At 65.4% G+C, this 15432-nt stretch carries 10 protein-coding genes; 3 read left to right on the forward strand and 7 right to left on the reverse strand.

Translation table 11 applies throughout. From position 1 onward, the window contains the following. Positions 1–271: 271 nt before the first annotated feature. The 3 genes from F3J45_RS00005 to F3J45_RS00015 all read right to left on the reverse strand — a co-directional run bounded on the left by F3J45_RS00005 (position 272) and on the right by F3J45_RS00015 (position 5157). Positions 272–1405, reverse strand: a complete 1134-nt coding sequence (locus tag F3J45_RS00005; RefSeq protein ID WP_205300319.1) for a GGDEF domain-containing protein — start codon at positions 1403–1405, stop codon at positions 272–274. 129 nt (positions 1406–1534) lie between these two features. After that, complete coding sequence (locus F3J45_RS00010) at positions 1535–4081, reverse strand: EAL domain-containing protein (protein ID WP_167055247.1); 2547 nt, start codon at positions 4079–4081, stop codon at positions 1535–1537. A gap of 191 nt (positions 4082–4272) precedes the next feature. Further along, entirely contained in the window at positions 4273–5157 is an 885-nt protein-coding gene (locus tag F3J45_RS00015) for a LysR substrate-binding domain-containing protein (RefSeq protein WP_167055250.1), read from the reverse strand. A gap of 104 nt (positions 5158–5261) precedes the next feature. Here F3J45_RS00015 and F3J45_RS00020 point away from each other — a divergent pair, with 104 nt between their 5' ends. Next, positions 5262–6218 (forward strand): DMT family transporter, encoded by a 957-nt coding sequence (locus F3J45_RS00020; RefSeq protein WP_167055253.1) that lies wholly within the window; start codon positions 5262–5264, stop codon positions 6216–6218. 4 nt (positions 6219–6222) lie between these two features. On the opposite strand, the gene pssA is transcribed toward F3J45_RS00020, so the two are convergent. Then, entirely contained in the window at positions 6223–7551 is a 1329-nt protein-coding gene (pssA, locus tag F3J45_RS00025; protein ID WP_205300320.1) for a CDP-diacylglycerol--serine O-phosphatidyltransferase, read from the reverse strand. Between the two features lie 178 nt (positions 7552–7729). Here pssA and F3J45_RS00030 point away from each other — a divergent pair, with 178 nt between their 5' ends. Then, positions 7730–8701, forward strand: a complete 972-nt coding sequence (locus tag F3J45_RS00030) for a GlxA family transcriptional regulator (RefSeq protein WP_205300321.1) — start codon at positions 7730–7732, stop codon at positions 8699–8701. Positions 8702–8850: 149 nt separating this feature from the next. Here the strand turns inward: F3J45_RS00030 and F3J45_RS00035 are convergent, their stop codons facing one another. The 3 genes from F3J45_RS00035 to katG all read right to left on the reverse strand — a co-directional run bounded on the left by F3J45_RS00035 (position 8851) and on the right by katG (position 14056). Further along, positions 8851–10185: an MFS transporter gene (locus F3J45_RS00035; RefSeq protein ID WP_167055263.1), complete on the reverse strand. Its 1335-nt coding sequence runs from the start codon at positions 10183–10185 to the stop codon at positions 8851–8853. Between the two features lie 178 nt (positions 10186–10363). After that, positions 10364–11575, reverse strand: a complete 1212-nt coding sequence (locus F3J45_RS00040; protein WP_167055267.1) for a M24 family metallopeptidase — start codon at positions 11573–11575, stop codon at positions 10364–10366. A gap of 225 nt (positions 11576–11800) precedes the next feature. Beyond that, positions 11801–14056, reverse strand: coding sequence for a catalase/peroxidase HPI (gene katG / locus F3J45_RS00045; RefSeq protein ID WP_167055271.1), 2256 nt, complete (start codon positions 14054–14056; stop codon positions 11801–11803). A gap of 379 nt (positions 14057–14435) precedes the next feature. On the opposite strand from katG, the gene F3J45_RS00050 reads away from it, so the two are divergent. Then, on the forward strand, positions 14436–15341 hold the full coding sequence (locus tag F3J45_RS00050) for a LysR family transcriptional regulator (protein WP_167055273.1): 906 nt from the start codon (positions 14436–14438) through the stop codon (positions 15339–15341). The last annotated feature ends 91 nt before the right edge of the window (positions 15342–15432 follow it).

Below are 15432 nucleotides of genomic sequence, written 5' to 3' on the forward strand. Positions count from 1 at the left end.
TCCCCTCACTCCGGTCTTGCTCCCGGGAGGACCGCGCTGCAGGCCCCATCCTGGGGCCCAGCGCTTGACGGGCATCCATGCCCGTCACCTCCCTCCGCAAGACCTCCGTTCGGCCTCCTGAGGTCGCGATTGGTGTTGCCTGAACTACCGCGCGCTTAGAAGCAAGAGCAAGAGCAAAAGCAAAAGCAAAAGCAAAAGCAAAAGCAAAAGCAAAAGCAACTGTGTGCGGGAACCGCGAAGCAGGCGACGCGGATGGCACCGGCCTCGCCGGCTACCTCACAGGGCTCACCACCAGCCGAATGCTGTCACGCCCTCCGCGCTTGGACTGATACAGCGCCACGTCCCCCTGCTCGATCAACGCCGCCAAACTGGCCGGTGGCTGGTCGAACAAGTTCGCGCCAATGCTCAAGGTAACCGCCTGGGGCGTAGGCATCGCCTCCCGGGCAAACTGCTGGAAGCGCTCGCGCAACACCCCGCCCAGCTCCACCACCCGCTCGCCGCTGGCAGCGCTCAGCAAAATCACGAACTCGTCACCGCCCAGCCGCGCGGCCAGCGAGCGCTCCGGCAGCACCGCGCGAATCATCTCGCTCAAGGCCACCAGCAAACGGTCACCGGCGGCGTGCCCATGCAGGTCGTTCACCAGCTTGAAGTTGTCGATGTCGATCAACAGCAGCGCCGCCGGGTTCGCCGGGCTGACTTCCTTGAACAAGTGCGGCGCCCGCACCTCCAGCGCCCGGCGGTTGTACAGCGCCGTCAGCGGGTCGCGTGCCGCCAGGCGGGCGATGCGCTCCTCACGGCGGTAGCGCACGGTGCCAGTCATCGACAGGGCGATCAACATCAAGGCCATCGCCCCTTCGACCAGGGAAACCTGAATGATCAGCCCGCCAAAGGTGGCCAGGTCGATCAGCGTGCCTGGGGTAATCGCGATAACCGCCTTGGTCACGTAGAACAAGCCATGTACCAGCAGCACATAGCGCAGCTGCGCAGCCCCGACGCTCAGCGACTTGCCGTGCGGGCGCAGCAGGAAGCTGGCCTTGAGCGTCAGCAGCGCCACCAGCAGCGAGTTGACCATCAGCATGACCTTCGACCACTGCGGCCCCACCGGCAGCAGCAACAAGCCGAACCACACCAACACGATCAACAGCCAGCCACGCGACAGCCGCGACTGGGTAAAGCGCAACACGCCGGCGAGGAAGAACCAGTGGGCAACCACCAACAAGCCGTTGGCGAACCAGATACCGATCAGCAACAGCCCGATCCCGCGCAGCAGCGCCAGGGTCGAGCCGACGGTAATGGTGGCGAAGCCAGCGCTCCAGAACAGCAGCGACGGTTCGCGGACACTGCGCCATTCGATCGCCAGGTACAAGGCAGCAGCGGCTGCCAGGGCGATGGTAATGGTCAGCATCGTGGGTGGATCAAGCGCCATATACAGGTTGGCCTATCTGGTTAACGTGGAAAAGGCCTGATTGTATGCGCTTGGGATGACTTTTCAGAGGGGCTATACGTCGCGTCGCAAACGTTTGAATGTAACTGTTCATGGCATGACGCGATCGGCTGCCTTCCCTGCCTCCATCAAACGCATCAGCACCTGGTTTTCCACCGGTTTGCTGAGCAAGAAACCTTGTACCTCATGGCACTGGTCATCACTGAGCAGGGCCAACTGTTCCGGGGTTTCGACGCCCTCGGCGGTGACGGTCATGCCCATGGCGTTGCCCAGGTTGATAATAGCTTGTACCACGCTACGGTCACTGTCGCTCTTGCCCAGCGACTGCACGAACCGCTTGTCGATCTTGATACTGTCGAACGGGTAGGTGCGCAGGTAGCCCAGCGATGAATAGCCTGTGCCGAAGTCGTCCATGTTCAGGCGCACGCCCAACTCTTTGAGCGCCGTCATGGTGTGCAAGGCCCCTTCGACGTCGTTGAGCATCACGTTCTCGGTGATTTCCAGCTCCAGGCGCTGCGCAGGCAAGCCACTGCAGCGCAAGGCATCGGCCACGTCGCGCACGACATCGCTGCGGCGGAACTGGGCCGGCGACATGTTCACCGACACCATCACCGCCAGCGGCCAGGCCCTGGCTCGCTCGCAGGCTTCACGCAGCACCCAGTTGCCCAGCTGCACGATCAGGTCCGACTCCTCGGCCAACGGGATGAAACGGTCCGGCCTGAGCAACCCCAAGCGCGGGTGGCGCCAGCGCACCAGCGCCTCGGCCGACGCCACAGTGATGCCATCGACCTTGTAGCGCGGCTGGAAATGCAGCACCAGCTCATTGCGCGGGATCCCTTCACGCAGCTCACGCTCAAGGGTGCGCTTTTCCAGCAGCGCGGCGTTCATCTGGGGGGAGAAGTAGCGCCAGGTGTTCTTGCCGGCTTGCTTGGCACCGTACAAGGCCACGTCGGCGTAGCGAATCAGCTCGTTGGGCGCAGCGGGGTACTGCGCCGACAGCACCACCCCCAGGCTTACGCCGATCTGCACGGTGTGGCCGTCCAGGGTAATCGGCTGGCGCAGTGTCTCGATCAGGCGCAGGCAGAAGCGGTCCACTTCCTCTTGCTGGCCGGGCCGCGCCAGCACCACGATGAATTCGTCGCCGCCCAGGCGCGCCACCAGGTCGCTGTCGCGGGTCATCTGCCCCAGGCGCAGGGCCACTTCGATCAACACCGCATCGCCAGCCGAGTGGCCGAGGCTGTCGTTGATTGGCTTGAAGTTGTCCAGGTCCAGCATCAGCAGGGCGATCTGCCCGGCCTCGGCCTGTTCGAGAAAACGGAACAATTTGTTGCGATTGGGCAGCCCGGTGAGGGCATCGTGCAGGGAAAGGTGCTGAATTTGCGCATGCGCCGCCACCTCATCGGTGATATCGCTGCACGTACCGCGAAACCCTTTGCAAATGCCCTGCTCGATGATCGCCCTGGCGGCAATGCGGCACTCGCGTTGCTGGCCGGCACGGTCGCGGTACTGGCAGCGCAGGTTGCCGCTGGCCTCGCTGGCGGCCAGGCCATGCAACCAGGCTTCGATGTCCAAGGTGTCACAGTCCAGCAGTTGCTTGAGCGGGCGCTGCAGCCATTGCGCTACCGTGTGCCCGGTCAACTCGGCGAAACGTGCGGAGAGGTAGGTCAGGTGCTGCTGGGCGTCGGTTTCCCAGATCCAGTCCGAGGCGGCTTCGGCCACGGCCTTGAAACGCGCTTCACTGGTTTCCAGGGCCGACTTGGAGGCCGCCAGCTGGCGGTGGCTGCGGTCGATGCTGGCGCTGGTACGCATGGCCTGGCGGGCGAACACCAGCATGAACATCACGATGACCAGCAACGCCACGGCAAACGGCGCAACCACCGTGCGGATCAGCGTGCTGCCGGGCTGCTCCACATGCCAGGTCAACGCCTGGCCGCTGCCCTCCAGGGGCAGCAGGCCCCTGCCCGGCTCGGCACTTGCCGCCGTGGACAGGGCGAAATCCGACAAGCCGACGGTTCGGCCCAAGGCTTCGAGCATGGCGGGGTCGAGCACGCGCACGAACAGCAACACGGCTGCCGGTGCCGGCAAGTGGTGCGGCGCCGACGGCGAGCGGATCACCGCCGCAGCGAACAACGCCGGCTGGCCGCGAAACAGCAGGTAACCCGAGGCCGCCTGCTCGCGCTGCACGGCCTGGCGCGCCAGCTGCAGCACCCGGCCGCCACTGGCGCTGTGGTGGTCGAACCCTTGGTCACTCAGCTGGCCGTCCAGCACGGCGTAATGGGTGCCGTCGTCGTCAAGCACGAACACCCCTTCATACCCGTCTTCGGTGTAGAGGGTTTGCCCGACGTTGTCTTCATCGAAGGCCCAGTGGCTGTCTGCAGCCCCGGCCAGGTGATCGTAGGCGGCTTGCCAAAAGGCGTGGGTCAGCAGGTAGTTGCGCTCGTTCTTCTGCAGTTGGGCGAGGGCGGACTCGGCGTAGAAGCGGCTTTGCGCCTGTTCGCGCTCGTCCAGGGTCTGGGCGATGCGGTACAGCGACACCAGGCCCAACAGCAGGGCCACGATGAGCAAGCCGGAAAACACCAGAATGAGTTGGCGAACCACCTGGCTGCGCGGCGAACCATTGCCGAGGATTGCGTCCATTCATGTGAGCCTTTTCCAAGGGTTCGTCAGGGTTGACTGGCCTGGGCTGGCGATGATCGGTACAACTGACGACTGGTGCTTGGCCGGTGCCGGCCTCTTCGCGGGGCAAGCCCGCTCCTACAGGCGTGCTATCGCCGAGGATGCGTGTGTAGGAGCAGGCTTGCCCCGCGAAAGGGCCCGCCCAGGCACCCTCACTGCCCCGACAGAAACGTCACCAACTGCCGCGCATGCGAACTCAGCTGCTCCCAATCGCGAAAACACAAACGCAATTCCAGCGTAGCCCAGCGTTCCTCCAGCGCCACCCGGCGCACCGGCAATTCCTGCTCGGCACGCATCGCCGCCGTTTCCGGCACCATGGCAATCCCGGCCTGGCGCGCCACCAGTTGCGCAATGGCCTCGAAACTGGGTGCGCGCACCCGGACCTTCAACGGTCGGGCAAGGTTGATGGCCAGCCCCTCGACGAAGCGCTGCATGGGCCGCTCGCTGGGCAAGCAGATGAACGGGTAGCCCAAGGCATCGCCCAGGCACAGCTGCTCGCGCCCGGCCAGCGGGTGGTCGATCGGCACCAGCATCACCAGGCGCTCGGTACGAAACGGCAAGGTCACCACATCGGCATCAATCGACAAGCTGTCGTACACGCCGATTTCACACTCACCGGCCAGCACCGCACGCAACACATCGGCGCTTTTGTGTTCGGCCAGTTGCAGGTCCACTTCCGGGTAATCGGCCAGGAACGGCCCGAGCACCGCCGGCAACAAGGTGCTGGTACTGACCGTGGACGCCGCCAGGTGCAGGGTGACCCGCCGTTGCCCAGCCAGCTCCTGCAGGGTGTTTTGCAGCGACTGGGCCTGGGCCAGCACCGCCCGCGCGCCCTCCAGCACCAGCCGCCCGGCAGGCGTTGCCTGCATGCCCTCGGCCGTGCGGGTGAACAAGGTGACGCCGCAGCGCGCTTCGAGCAGGCGCAAGCGGTTGCTGGCTGCAGACACCGCCACCGGGAAGGTGGCAGCCGCCTTGCTCAGGCTGCCCGTGGCCGCGATGGCCAGCAGCAGGCGCAGGTCGGGAAGATCGAAAGGCATTTAGGCCTTCTCCAAAAGCGAACGCCATGTTCGATAAAAAGCGATTCTAGCGCAGCGGCGTTCTGTTCAGAATAAGCCCTGCCCTCCTTCACCACGGATCCCCCATGAACGCACTGAGCCGCCTGATCCACCGCCAGTTGCAAAGCGGCGCCCTCTACGCTGTGCTGGCCGCGCTGGGTTTCAGCTTCAAGGCCATCTTCGTCAAGCTGGCCTACGCCGCCGGCCCGGTCGATGCCATCAGCCTGCTGGCCCTGCGCATGGGCCTGTCACTGCCACTGTTCGCCTGGCTGGTGTTCGCCAGCCGGGGCCAGGGCGGCGCGCCGTTGAACCTGGGTGACGGCGTGCGCGTGGCCCTGCTCGGGCTGTTCGGGTACTACCTGGCCAGCCTGTTCGACTTCTATGGCCTGCAGTACATCAGCGCCGGGCTTGAACGGTTGATCCTGTTCACCTACCCCACCCTGGTGCTGGTGTTCCAGGCCATTGCCCTGCGCGAGAAGCCCAGTACGCGCACGCTCACGGCGATGGCCCTGTGCTACGTGGGGCTGGGCATCGCGTTCGTGCACGATGTCAGCGTCAGCGGCGCTGGCCAGCAGGTGGTGCTGGGCTCGCTGTGGGTGTTTGCCAGTGCCGTGACCTACGCGCTGTACTACTCCGGCACCGGCATGATGCTCAAGCGCATGGGCTCCATGCGCCTGGCCGGGCTGTGCGGCACTGCCTCTTCGCTGATGGTACTGGGGCACTACCTGCTGGTGGCCCCGGTCGGCCAGCTGTGGCAACTACCCGGCGCCGTATGGGCGAACGCGGCGATGATGGCGGTGTTTTCCACGGTATTGCCCATCTATTGGGTGGCGTTGGCCATCCAGCGCATGGGGCCGACCCAAACTGCAGCGGTGGGCAACCTGGGCCCAGTGCTCACCGTGCTGGCCTCGTGGGCGATTCTGGGTGAGGACATTTCCGTGTACCAGGTGGCCGGCCTTGCGGTGGTGCTGTTCGCCATCTCCCGGCTCAAGCCCGGCAAGCCCAAGGCCAAGGCGCAGGCGGCTGGCGAAGCGGCCGCCTGACCCTTCAGAGCACCCGTTTGATCAGCGGCTCCAGGCGGCTGTAGCGCAAGCGCCGCAGGAACTTGCGCACATCCTTGGGGTGCTCGGCCTTTTCACCCAAGTCGCTTGCAGCCGCAATCTGTGGCGCGTGGCGGCGGATGCCTTCCAGCTCCACGGCTCGCGGCACCAGCCACTGCCCCAGCGGGTCGTCGATCAGCAGGCCGTTTTCCAGGTCCAGGTTGAAGCCGCGAGGGTTGAGGTTGTTACCGGTCAGCAGCGAATAACGCTGGTCGACCCACACCCCCTTGGCGTGGAAGGTATGCCCCGGATCGTTCCAGATGCGCACCACCAGCTGGCCACAGGCGATGGCCGTATGGCGCCGGCGGGCAAAGGTGCGCAGGTTGTCCTCGTACAGGTACGGCAAGGCGCCGCTGGCGCTGAACGGCTCGCCGGGGGCGATGTAGAAGTCGTTGGCGGTGCGGTGGCCAACGATCAGCTCGATGCGCACGCCACGGTCCAGGGCATGGTCGATCTCGCGCATCACCACCCGCGGCGGGTTGAAATAGGGCGTGCTGATCACGATCTGCGACCGCGCTGCCGCCAGCAACGCGCACAGGCTACGGTTGAGCGGGTTGCCACGGCCGACGCCAAGCAACGGCACCACGCGCAAGCACGGCTCGCCTGGCGCTGCCGGCACCTCATAGGCCATGCGCCGCAGCCGCGCACGCAGGCGCCGGATATCGCCACGCAAGCCGCGCGGGGCGGGTGCCGGCGGCAAGTCCAGGCGCGGTGTGGCGGTGGGGTGCAGCAGGCGCTGCACCAGCCCGGCCATGGCATCGGCCAGGGCCGCTGATTCGAACAGGTGGTAACGGTCCAGCCGGTAGCGGTCGAAGCGGTGCAGGTAGACGTTGTTCAGGCTGGCGCCGGTGTACAGCACGCAGTCATCGATGATACTGCCCTTCAGGTGCAGCACGCCGAACAGCTCGCGGGTTTGCACCGGCACCCCGTGGATCGCCACCTCAAGCCCGCGTAACTGGCGCTGGGCCTGGTACCAGGCGGCGTTGCCCGGCTGCCGGCCAGCGCCGAGCAGGCCACGGCGGGCGCGGAACCAGTCGACCACCACGGTGATTTCCAGCGCTGGCCGTGCGGCCTTGGCCTGGTAGAGGGCGTCGAGCACTTCCTGGCCAGCCTCGTCTTCCTGCAGGTACAGGGCCACGATGACGATGCGCCGGGTCGCCGCGGCAATGCGTTCGAGCAGGCAATTGCGATAAGCCCTGGCATCGGGCAGCACCTGGATCGCCTCGGGGGCGATGGCAACACCTGGCAGTGCCGCCAGCAGGGATTCGGGGTTCACGTGCATTCACCTTCTATGTGCGGTCAGGTCCATTCCTGGCCGATGTGCCGGGGTGTAAGATCCACCGGGTAACGACCCATAACAACAAGAAACATGCGAGGCCGGTTTTTCCACTGCCCCTGACGAACTACGCCTCAGCTTGCACAGGAAGATCGCAATGGTCCACCCCGCGACATCAATGGTAACGCCTTCCCCTGTCAGAACCTTCGGTTTCCTGATCGTGCCCAACTTCACCACCATTGGCCTGGCCTCGGCGGTGGAAACCCTGCGCATGGCCAACCTGGCGGCGCGCCACACCTTGTACCGCAGCGTGCTGATTGCCGCCAGCCATGAGCCGGTTGTGGCCAGCAACGGCATGCGCGTGCTGCCCGACCACAGCATCGCCGACGCCCCGCCTCTGGATGCCCTGTTCGTGGTCGGCGCCAACCCCATCGACCGCAGCCGCGCCACCCGCCCGCTGGGCGATTGGCTGCGCCAGCTGGCTCGCCAACAGCTGCCACTGGGCGGCATCTGTACCGGCAGCTACCTGCTGGCCAAGGCCGACTTGCTCAAGGGCTACCGCTGCACCATCCATTGGGAAGACCTGCAGGTGCTGCAGGAGCACTTCCCCGGCATCGTGATTTCCAGCCAGCTGTTCGAACTGGACCGCGACCGCTACACCTGCTCGGGCGGTGTTGCGGCCATGGACATGATGCTGCAACTGGTGGCCCGCGAGCCTGGCGGCCAGGCCATCGCCGCCAAGGCCGCCGAGCTGCTGCTGTGCGACCGCGTGCGCGGCGAGCGCGAACGGCAACGGGTGCCGCTGTGGACCTTGCTGGGCAGTGGCCAGCCAAAGTTGAGCCAGGTGGTGGCGATCATGGAGGCCAACCTGGAAGAGCCGCTGGGGCTCGAAGAGCTGGCCAGCCTCAACGAGGTGACCGTGCGCCAGCTGGAGCGGCTGTTCCACAAGTACCTGCAGCGCACCCCCAGCCAGTATTACCTGGAACTGCGGCTGTCGCGGGCGCGGGAGTTGCTGCTGCGCAGCGATGTGCAGGTGCGCGAGGTGGCGCTGGCCTGCGGGTTCAGCTCGCCGGCGCATTTTTCCAAGAGCTACAGCCGGTTCTTCGGCCTGTCGCCGCTGGGCGAGCGGCGCCAGGCATCACTGCACTAGCGCTGGCGCAGCCCCTGGTAGGAGCGAGCACAGCTCGCGATGGGCTGCAACGCAGCCCCGGCATTCTGTGCCGCGAAGCTGAAAAACTGGGGCCGCTGCGCGCCGCATCGCGAGCTACGCTCGCTCCTACCAGGGCCAGTGCAGTGCCCCTACTCCTCAAGCTCCACATGGGCCGTTTCCCGGCACATCACCATGGCCACCAGTGCCACCAGCGCCGCCGCCAGCAGGTACCCGGCCGGCGCCAGCTTGCTGCCGGTCACCTGGATCAACCAGGTGGCAATGAACGGCGCCGTGCCGCCAAACAGTGCATTGGCCAGGTTGAAACTCAAGGCGAAGCCGCTGAACCGCACACGGGTCGGGAAAATTTCCGCCAGCAGGCATGGCAAGGTTCCGTCGTTCATCGCCAGCATCGCGCCAAACAGAATCTGGATCGCAAGAATCACCAGCAACGGCTGGCCATCGAGCAATGTGAACAACGGCACGGTCAGGCCCAGGAACAGCAACGACGCCACCACCAGCATGGTCTTGCGCCCGAACTGGTCCGACAGCCGCCCCATCAGAAAGATCAGGCCGATGTACGTGGCCAGCGACACCGTCGAGGCAATGAACGAATCGCGCTCGCTCATGCCCATTTCGCTGGACAGGTAGGTGGGCATGTAGCTGAGCAGCAGGTAGAACGCCACCGCATTCAAGCAAGTGACCCCAAGGCCGATGGCCAGGCTGCGCCGGTGCTGGCCCAGCAGCTCACGGATCGGCGCCGGGGCCATGCCGCTTTTATGCTCCAGGCGCTGTTCCATTTCCAGGAACTTGGGCGTGTCCTGCAGGCTCATGCGGATGTAGCGGCCCACCAGGCCGAACGGTGCGGCCAACAAGAATGGCAGGCGCCAGCCCCAGCTGTGCAGGGCTTCGCTGCTGAGCAGCTCGTGCAGCACGGCGACGAACGCCGCGCCGAACAACAGGCCTGCGGCGGTGCTGGCCGGCACGATGCTGGTGTACAGCCCGCGCCGCCCGGGTGGCGCGTATTCGGCAAGAAAGGCCGCCGCACCGGCGTATTCGCCCGATGCCGAAAAACCCTGCATCAGGCGAATCAGCAACAGCAGGCCCGGCGCCCACAGGCCGATTTGCGCATAGCCAGGCAACAGGCCGATGCAGAAGGTGGACAGCGACATGATCAGGATCGACCACGACAGGGCATTGCGCCGCCCGTGGCGATCACCCAGGTGCCCCCACACCACGCCGCCCAGTGGGCGCACGAGAAACGACAGGGCGAACACCGCGAAGGTGGCCAGCAGGCCGCTGGTCTTGTCGGTTTGCGGGAAGAAGGTGGTGGCGATGATGGTGGCCAGGTAGCCGTAGGCGGCGTAGTCGAACCATTCGACGAAGTTGCCCATGAAACTGGCGCGCGCGGCCTTGCGCAGGGCCTGGCGTTCGGCGCTGGGGGCGGCGCCGTCGAGGGTGGGAGCGTTGAAAGTGGTGCTGGACATGACGGGTACCCTCTGATTCTTCTAATTGGCGGCAGGGTCTGCTGGTCATACAGTTTTTTGTTATCTGCAGCGGCCTCTTCGCGGCTAAAGCCGCCCCCACAGGAGTTTCACTGGCCATCAGGCCGGTGCCATCGCTGTAGGAGCGGGCTTACCCCGCGAACGCAGGCGACGCCGCTCGCTACTTGCGAATGATGTTGTGCTCCGGCCCATACGGGAACCGGGTGATGTTCTCTGCGCCCTGTTCGTTGACGATCAGAATGTCATGCTCGCGGTACCCTCCCGCCCCCGGCCGCCCTTCGGGCAGCATGATCATCGGCTCGATCGACACCACCATGCCCGGCTCCAGCACCGTGTCGATGTCCTCGCGCAGCTCCAGCCCGGCCTCGCGCCCGTAGTAGTGGCTCAAGGTGCCGAACGAGTGGCCGTAACCGAAGGTGCGGAACTGCAGCAGGTCGTGGCGCAGGAAGATTTCGTTCAGCTCACGGGCGATATCGCAGCAGCGCATGCCCGGGCGCACCAGTTTGAGCCCTGCCTCGTGCACCTCGACGTTGGCCTGCCACAGGCGCAGGTACTCATCCGGGCAGTGGTCGAGGAACAGCGTGCGCTCCAGCGCCGTGTAGTAGCCGGCGATCATCGGGAAACAGTTGAGGCTGAGGATTTCGCCCTTGCCAACCTTGCGGCTGGTCACCGGGTTGTGCGCGCCGTCGGTGTTGAGCCCGGACTGGAACCAGGTCCAGGTGTCCATCAGCTCACTGTCGGGGAAGCTGCGGGCGATCTCGCGGACCATCGCCTGGGTGGCGTGCAATGCTACTTCGTACTCCGGCACCTGGTCATGCAGCGCTTCCACCACCGCCGCGCCGCCGATATCCGCCACCCGTGCGCCATGGCGGATCAACGCCTGCTCCTCGGCCGACTTGATCATGCGCAGGCGCATGCAAGGTGCGCCGATATCCAGCAGCTCGGCCCGGGGGTAGCAGGCGGCGAGCTTGGCGTGGTTCTGCAGGTTCAAGTGGTCGTACTCAACGCCAATGCGCGAGGCCAACGGCAGGGCCTGCTGGATGGCGACGAAATAGTTGTCGCGCTGCCAGTCGGTGTAGACGATGTTGTCGGTGCCCACGGTGCGGCGCCAGGGCTGGCCGCCGTCGATGTTGGCGCTGATGGTCACCACCTTGTCCTGGGTCACCACCAGGGCGTAAGGCCGGCCGAACGAGCAGTAGAGGAAGTCGCTGTAGTAGTTGACGTTGTGGTACGAGGTGAAAATCGCCGCCTCGATGTCCTGTTCGGCCATGTAGGCACGCAGGCGGGCGTGGCGGGCGGCGTACTCCTGTGCGGAGAAGGTCGGCTTGACCTTGTCGCCATTGCGGATCTTCAGGGTCTGGGGCATTTGCATGGTCGGTGTTCCTTGTCGTTGTGAGCACGCTTTCAGGCCGGTTGCCTGAGGTGCATTGCAGCAGAACGAACGAGGACGCTTTTGTATCTATCCGACCTGGAATTGGCGGGATTGGCAGGGGCGTAAGGGGCTGCTTTGCAGCCGTTCGCGGGGCAAGCCCGCTCCTACAAGGGTTGTGTTGTAGGAGCGGGCTTGCCCCGCGAATGGGCGCAAGGCGCCCTCAGGTTACTTCAGGTCGAAACGGTCCAGCTCCATCACCTTCTCCCAGGCGGCGACGAAGTCCCTGACGAACTTGTCATTGCCATCACTGCTGCCATACACCTCGCTCAAGGCCCGCAACTGCGCATGGGAACCGAACACCAGGTCGACCCGCGTACCGGTCCATTTCACCTGCCCGGTCTTGCGGTCACGCCCCTCGAAGGCCTCGTTGTCCGCCGAGGTCGATTTCCACTCGACCCCCATGTCCAGCAAGTGGCGGAAGAAGTCATTGCTCAAGGTGCCGGGCTTGTCGGTGAACACCCCATGCTTGCTGCCGCCATGGTTGGCCCCCAGCACGCGCAGGCCGCCGATCAGCACGGTCAGCTCGGGCGCGGTCAAGGTCAGCAACTGGGCTTTGTCCAGCAGCAGTTTTTCCGCCTTGACGCTGTAGCGGGCCTTGGTGAAGTTGCGGAAACCGTCGGCCAGCGGCTCCAGCACGGCGAACGACTCAACGTCGGTCTGCGCCTGGGAAGCATCGCTACGGCCTGGGCGGAACGCCACGCTGACGGTGTGCCCGGCGTCCTTGGCGGCCTTCTCGACAGCGGCGGCGCCCGCCAGCACGATCAAGTCGGCCAGGGAGATCTTCTTGCCACCGGCATTGAACTCGCCCTGAATCTGCTCCAGCGCCTTGAGCACCTTGTCGGTGCCCTGGTTGGCCGCCCAGTCCTTCTGCGGCGCCAGGCGCAGGCGGCCACCGTTGGCGCCACCGCGCTTGTCGGAACCGCGGAAGGTCGAGGCCGCCGCCCAGGCGGTGGACACCAGCTCACCCACGCTCAGGCCCGATGCCAACACCTTGGCCTTGAGTGCGGCGATGTCCTGCTCGCCCACCAGTGGGTGGTCGGCCTTGGGGATCGGGTCTTGCCACAGCAGCTCTTCATTGGGCATTTCCGGGCCCAGGTAACGCGCCAGCGGGCCCATGTCGCGGTGGATCAGCTTGTACCAGGCGCGGGCGAAGGCGTCGGCCAGCTGGTCGGGGTTGTCCTTGAAACGCCGGGCGATCGGTTCGTAGACCGGGTCGAAGCGCAGCGCCAGGTCGGAGGTGAGCATCGACGGAGCGTGGCGCTTGCCGGCATCGTGGGCATCCGGCACGGTGCCTGCGCCCTTGCCATCTTTAGGCCGCCACTGATGTGCACCCGCCGGGCTCTTGGTCAGCTCCCACTCGAAGTTGAACAGGTTGTTCAGGTACTCGTTGCTCCATTTCGTTGGCGTGGAGGTCCAGATCACTTCCAGGCCGCTGGTGATGGCATCGCCACCTTTGCCGGAGCCATATTTGTTGGCCCAGCCCAGGCCCTGCAGCTCAAGGCCTGCGGCTTCGGGTTCGGGCCCGACATTGTCGGCGGGCCCGGCGCCATGGGTTTTGCCGAAGGCATGGCCACCGGCGATCAGGGCCACGGTTTCTTCGTCGTTCATGGCCATGCGGCCGAAGGTTTCACGGATGTCCTTGCCCGAAGCCACAGGGTCGGGGTTGCCTTCCGGACCTTCCGGGTTGACGTAGATCAGGCCCATTTGCACCGCGGCCAGCGGATTTTCCAGGTTGCGCTCGGCGCTGAGCTCGCGGTTCTGTTCTTCGCCGTGCTTGGCAGGTTCGGCCACCAGGTCGCCCTGGCCTGGCGGCTGGGCCTTGACCTGCTCCTTGCCGTAGCGGGTGTCGCCGCCCAGCCAGACCTTTTCCGAGCCCCAGTACACGTCTTCGTCAGGCTCCCACACGTCGGCACGGCCCCCGGAGAAACCGAAGGTCTTGAAGCCCATCGACTCCAGGGCGACGTTGCCGGTGAGCACGATCAGGTCGGCCCAGGAAATCTTGTTGCCGTACTTCTGCTTGATCGGCCACAGCAGGCGCCGGGCCTTGTCCAGGCTGACGTTGTCGGGCCAGCTGTTGAGGGGGGCGAAGCGCTGCTGGCCGGAGCCGGCGCCACCGCGGCCGTCACCGATGCGGTAGGTACCAGCGCTGTGCCAGGCCATGCGGATGAACAGCGGGCCGTAGTGGCCGAAGTCGGCCGGCCACCAGTCCTGGGAGTCGGTCATCAAGGCGGTAAGGTCTTTCTTCAGGGCCTGGAAGTCGAGGCTCTTGAACGCCTTGGCGTAGTCGAAGTCCGGGTCTGGGCTGGACTTGGACGAATGTTGGTGGAGAATTCTGAGGTTGAGCTGGTCAGGCCACCAGTCACGGTTGGTGGTGCCGCCACCTGCGGTTTGATGGAACGGGCATTTCGATTCGTTCGACATCTGCTGTTACCTTTTGGGTCGGTTATCCAGATTTCCGGTCTATGCCAGGTGTTCTTTCAGCCGAGCGCTGGGGCTCGTGCCTACCCCTCATCAGGTCGGGTCGGTCTTGTGCCGACGTGGGGCTTGCGAAGCTGTCACGCTGAAGGCGGCGGGGTCTTGCACGTAGGTGCTGGCACGCCGCCCGCACGCGCAAATCGCGGGGCCAGGGGAAAGACTAGCCGAGCTTGGGCAGAGGTCTAATAGAGGCAGTATTGAGGGGTGATAGGTTGGCTCTTTCAGGTTTGCCCCGCGACAGGGCCGGCACATCCATACAAGGCAAGCAGGCCAGCGCCGTGCTTCAATACACCGCCAACCCTTCACCCCCGGAACCCAAGCGCCCATGAACCGCAACGACCTGCGCCGCGTCGACATGAACCTGCTGGTGCTCTTCGAAGCCCTGATGATCGAACGCAACCTGACCCGCGTCGGCGAAAAGCTGTTCATCACCCAGTCCACCGTCAGCGCCGCCCTCGCCCGCCTGCGCGAGCTGTTCGATGACCCGCTGCTGATTCGCAGCGGCCGCGCCATGGAACCGACGCCGCGGGCAATGCAGATTTTCGCCGAGTTGGGCCCGGCGATGGACGTGATTTCCTCGGCCATCAGCCGCGCCCGCGACTTCGACCCGGCCAGCAGCTGCAACCAATTCCGCCTGGGCCTTTCGGACGATGCCGAGTTCGGCCTGTTCCCCGCCCTGCTCCAGGCCCTGCGCGAAGAAGCCCCCGAGATCAGCGTGGTGGTGCGCCGGGCCAACTTCCTGCTGATGCCGGGCCTGCTGGCCAGCGGCGAGATTTCCGTGGGCGTGAGCTACACCACCGACCTGCCCGCCACCGCCAAGCGCCGCAAGCTGCGCGATATCGGCGTGCGGGTGCTGCGCGCCGACGACCGCCCAGGCCCGTTGACCCTCGACGAATACTGCGCCCGGCCCCATGTGATGGTGTCGTTCTCCGGCGACATGAGCGGCAATATCGACCTGGACCTGGCCCGCATTGGCCGCTGCCGCAAGGTGGTGCTGGCGGTGCCGCAGTTCGGCAGCCTGCGGGCGCTGCTGCGCAACACCGAACTGATCGCCACCGTGCCGGACTACGCCGCCTGCGCCCTGGCCGACGATGGCAGCCTGCGGGCCGACCCGGCGCCGTTCGAGATCACCGAGGCGGAGTTGTCGATGGTGTGGAGCGGCGCCCAGGACAACGACCCGGCCGAACGCTGGCTGCGCGAGCGTATCCTGCATTTCATGGCCACCCAGTGATGCATCGATCCCGTCGATAACCACCATGAAGGCCATCAAGTTCCGCCCGGCGCCGGCGCGGCGGAAGATGGTGGCATTCACTGACCGACGA

The sequence above is a fragment of the Pantoea sp. Ap-967 genome, assembly GCF_011752565.1.
Classification (GTDB): Bacteria; Pseudomonadota; Gammaproteobacteria; order Pseudomonadales; family Pseudomonadaceae; genus Aquipseudomonas.

Excerpts from the sequence above, each read along its gene's own strand:
- F3J45_RS00010 (WP_167055247.1), bottom strand. The coding sequence starts at position 4,081 with ATGGACGCAATCCTCGGCAATGGTTCGCCGCGCAGCCAGGTGGTTCGC.
- F3J45_RS00015 (WP_167055250.1), bottom strand. The coding sequence starts at position 5,157 with ATGCCTTTCGATCTTCCCGACCTGCGCCTGCTGCTGGCCATCGCGGCC.
- F3J45_RS00050 (WP_167055273.1), top strand. The coding sequence starts at position 14,436 with ATGAACCGCAACGACCTGCGCCGCGTCGACATGAACCTGCTGGTGCTC.
- F3J45_RS00005 (WP_205300319.1), bottom strand. The coding sequence starts at position 1,405 with ATGCTGACCATTACCATCGCCCTGGCAGCCGCTGCTGCCTTGTACCTG.
- katG (WP_167055271.1), bottom strand. The coding sequence starts at position 14,056 with ATGTCGAACGAATCGAAATGCCCGTTCCATCAAACCGCAGGTGGCGGC.
- F3J45_RS00035 (WP_167055263.1), bottom strand. The coding sequence starts at position 10,185 with ATGTCCAGCACCACTTTCAACGCTCCCACCCTCGACGGCGCCGCCCCC.
- F3J45_RS00040 (WP_167055267.1), bottom strand. The coding sequence starts at position 11,575 with ATGCAAATGCCCCAGACCCTGAAGATCCGCAATGGCGACAAGGTCAAG.
- F3J45_RS00020 (WP_167055253.1), top strand. The coding sequence starts at position 5,262 with ATGAACGCACTGAGCCGCCTGATCCACCGCCAGTTGCAAAGCGGCGCC.
- F3J45_RS00030 (WP_205300321.1), top strand. The coding sequence starts at position 7,730 with ATGGTAACGCCTTCCCCTGTCAGAACCTTCGGTTTCCTGATCGTGCCC.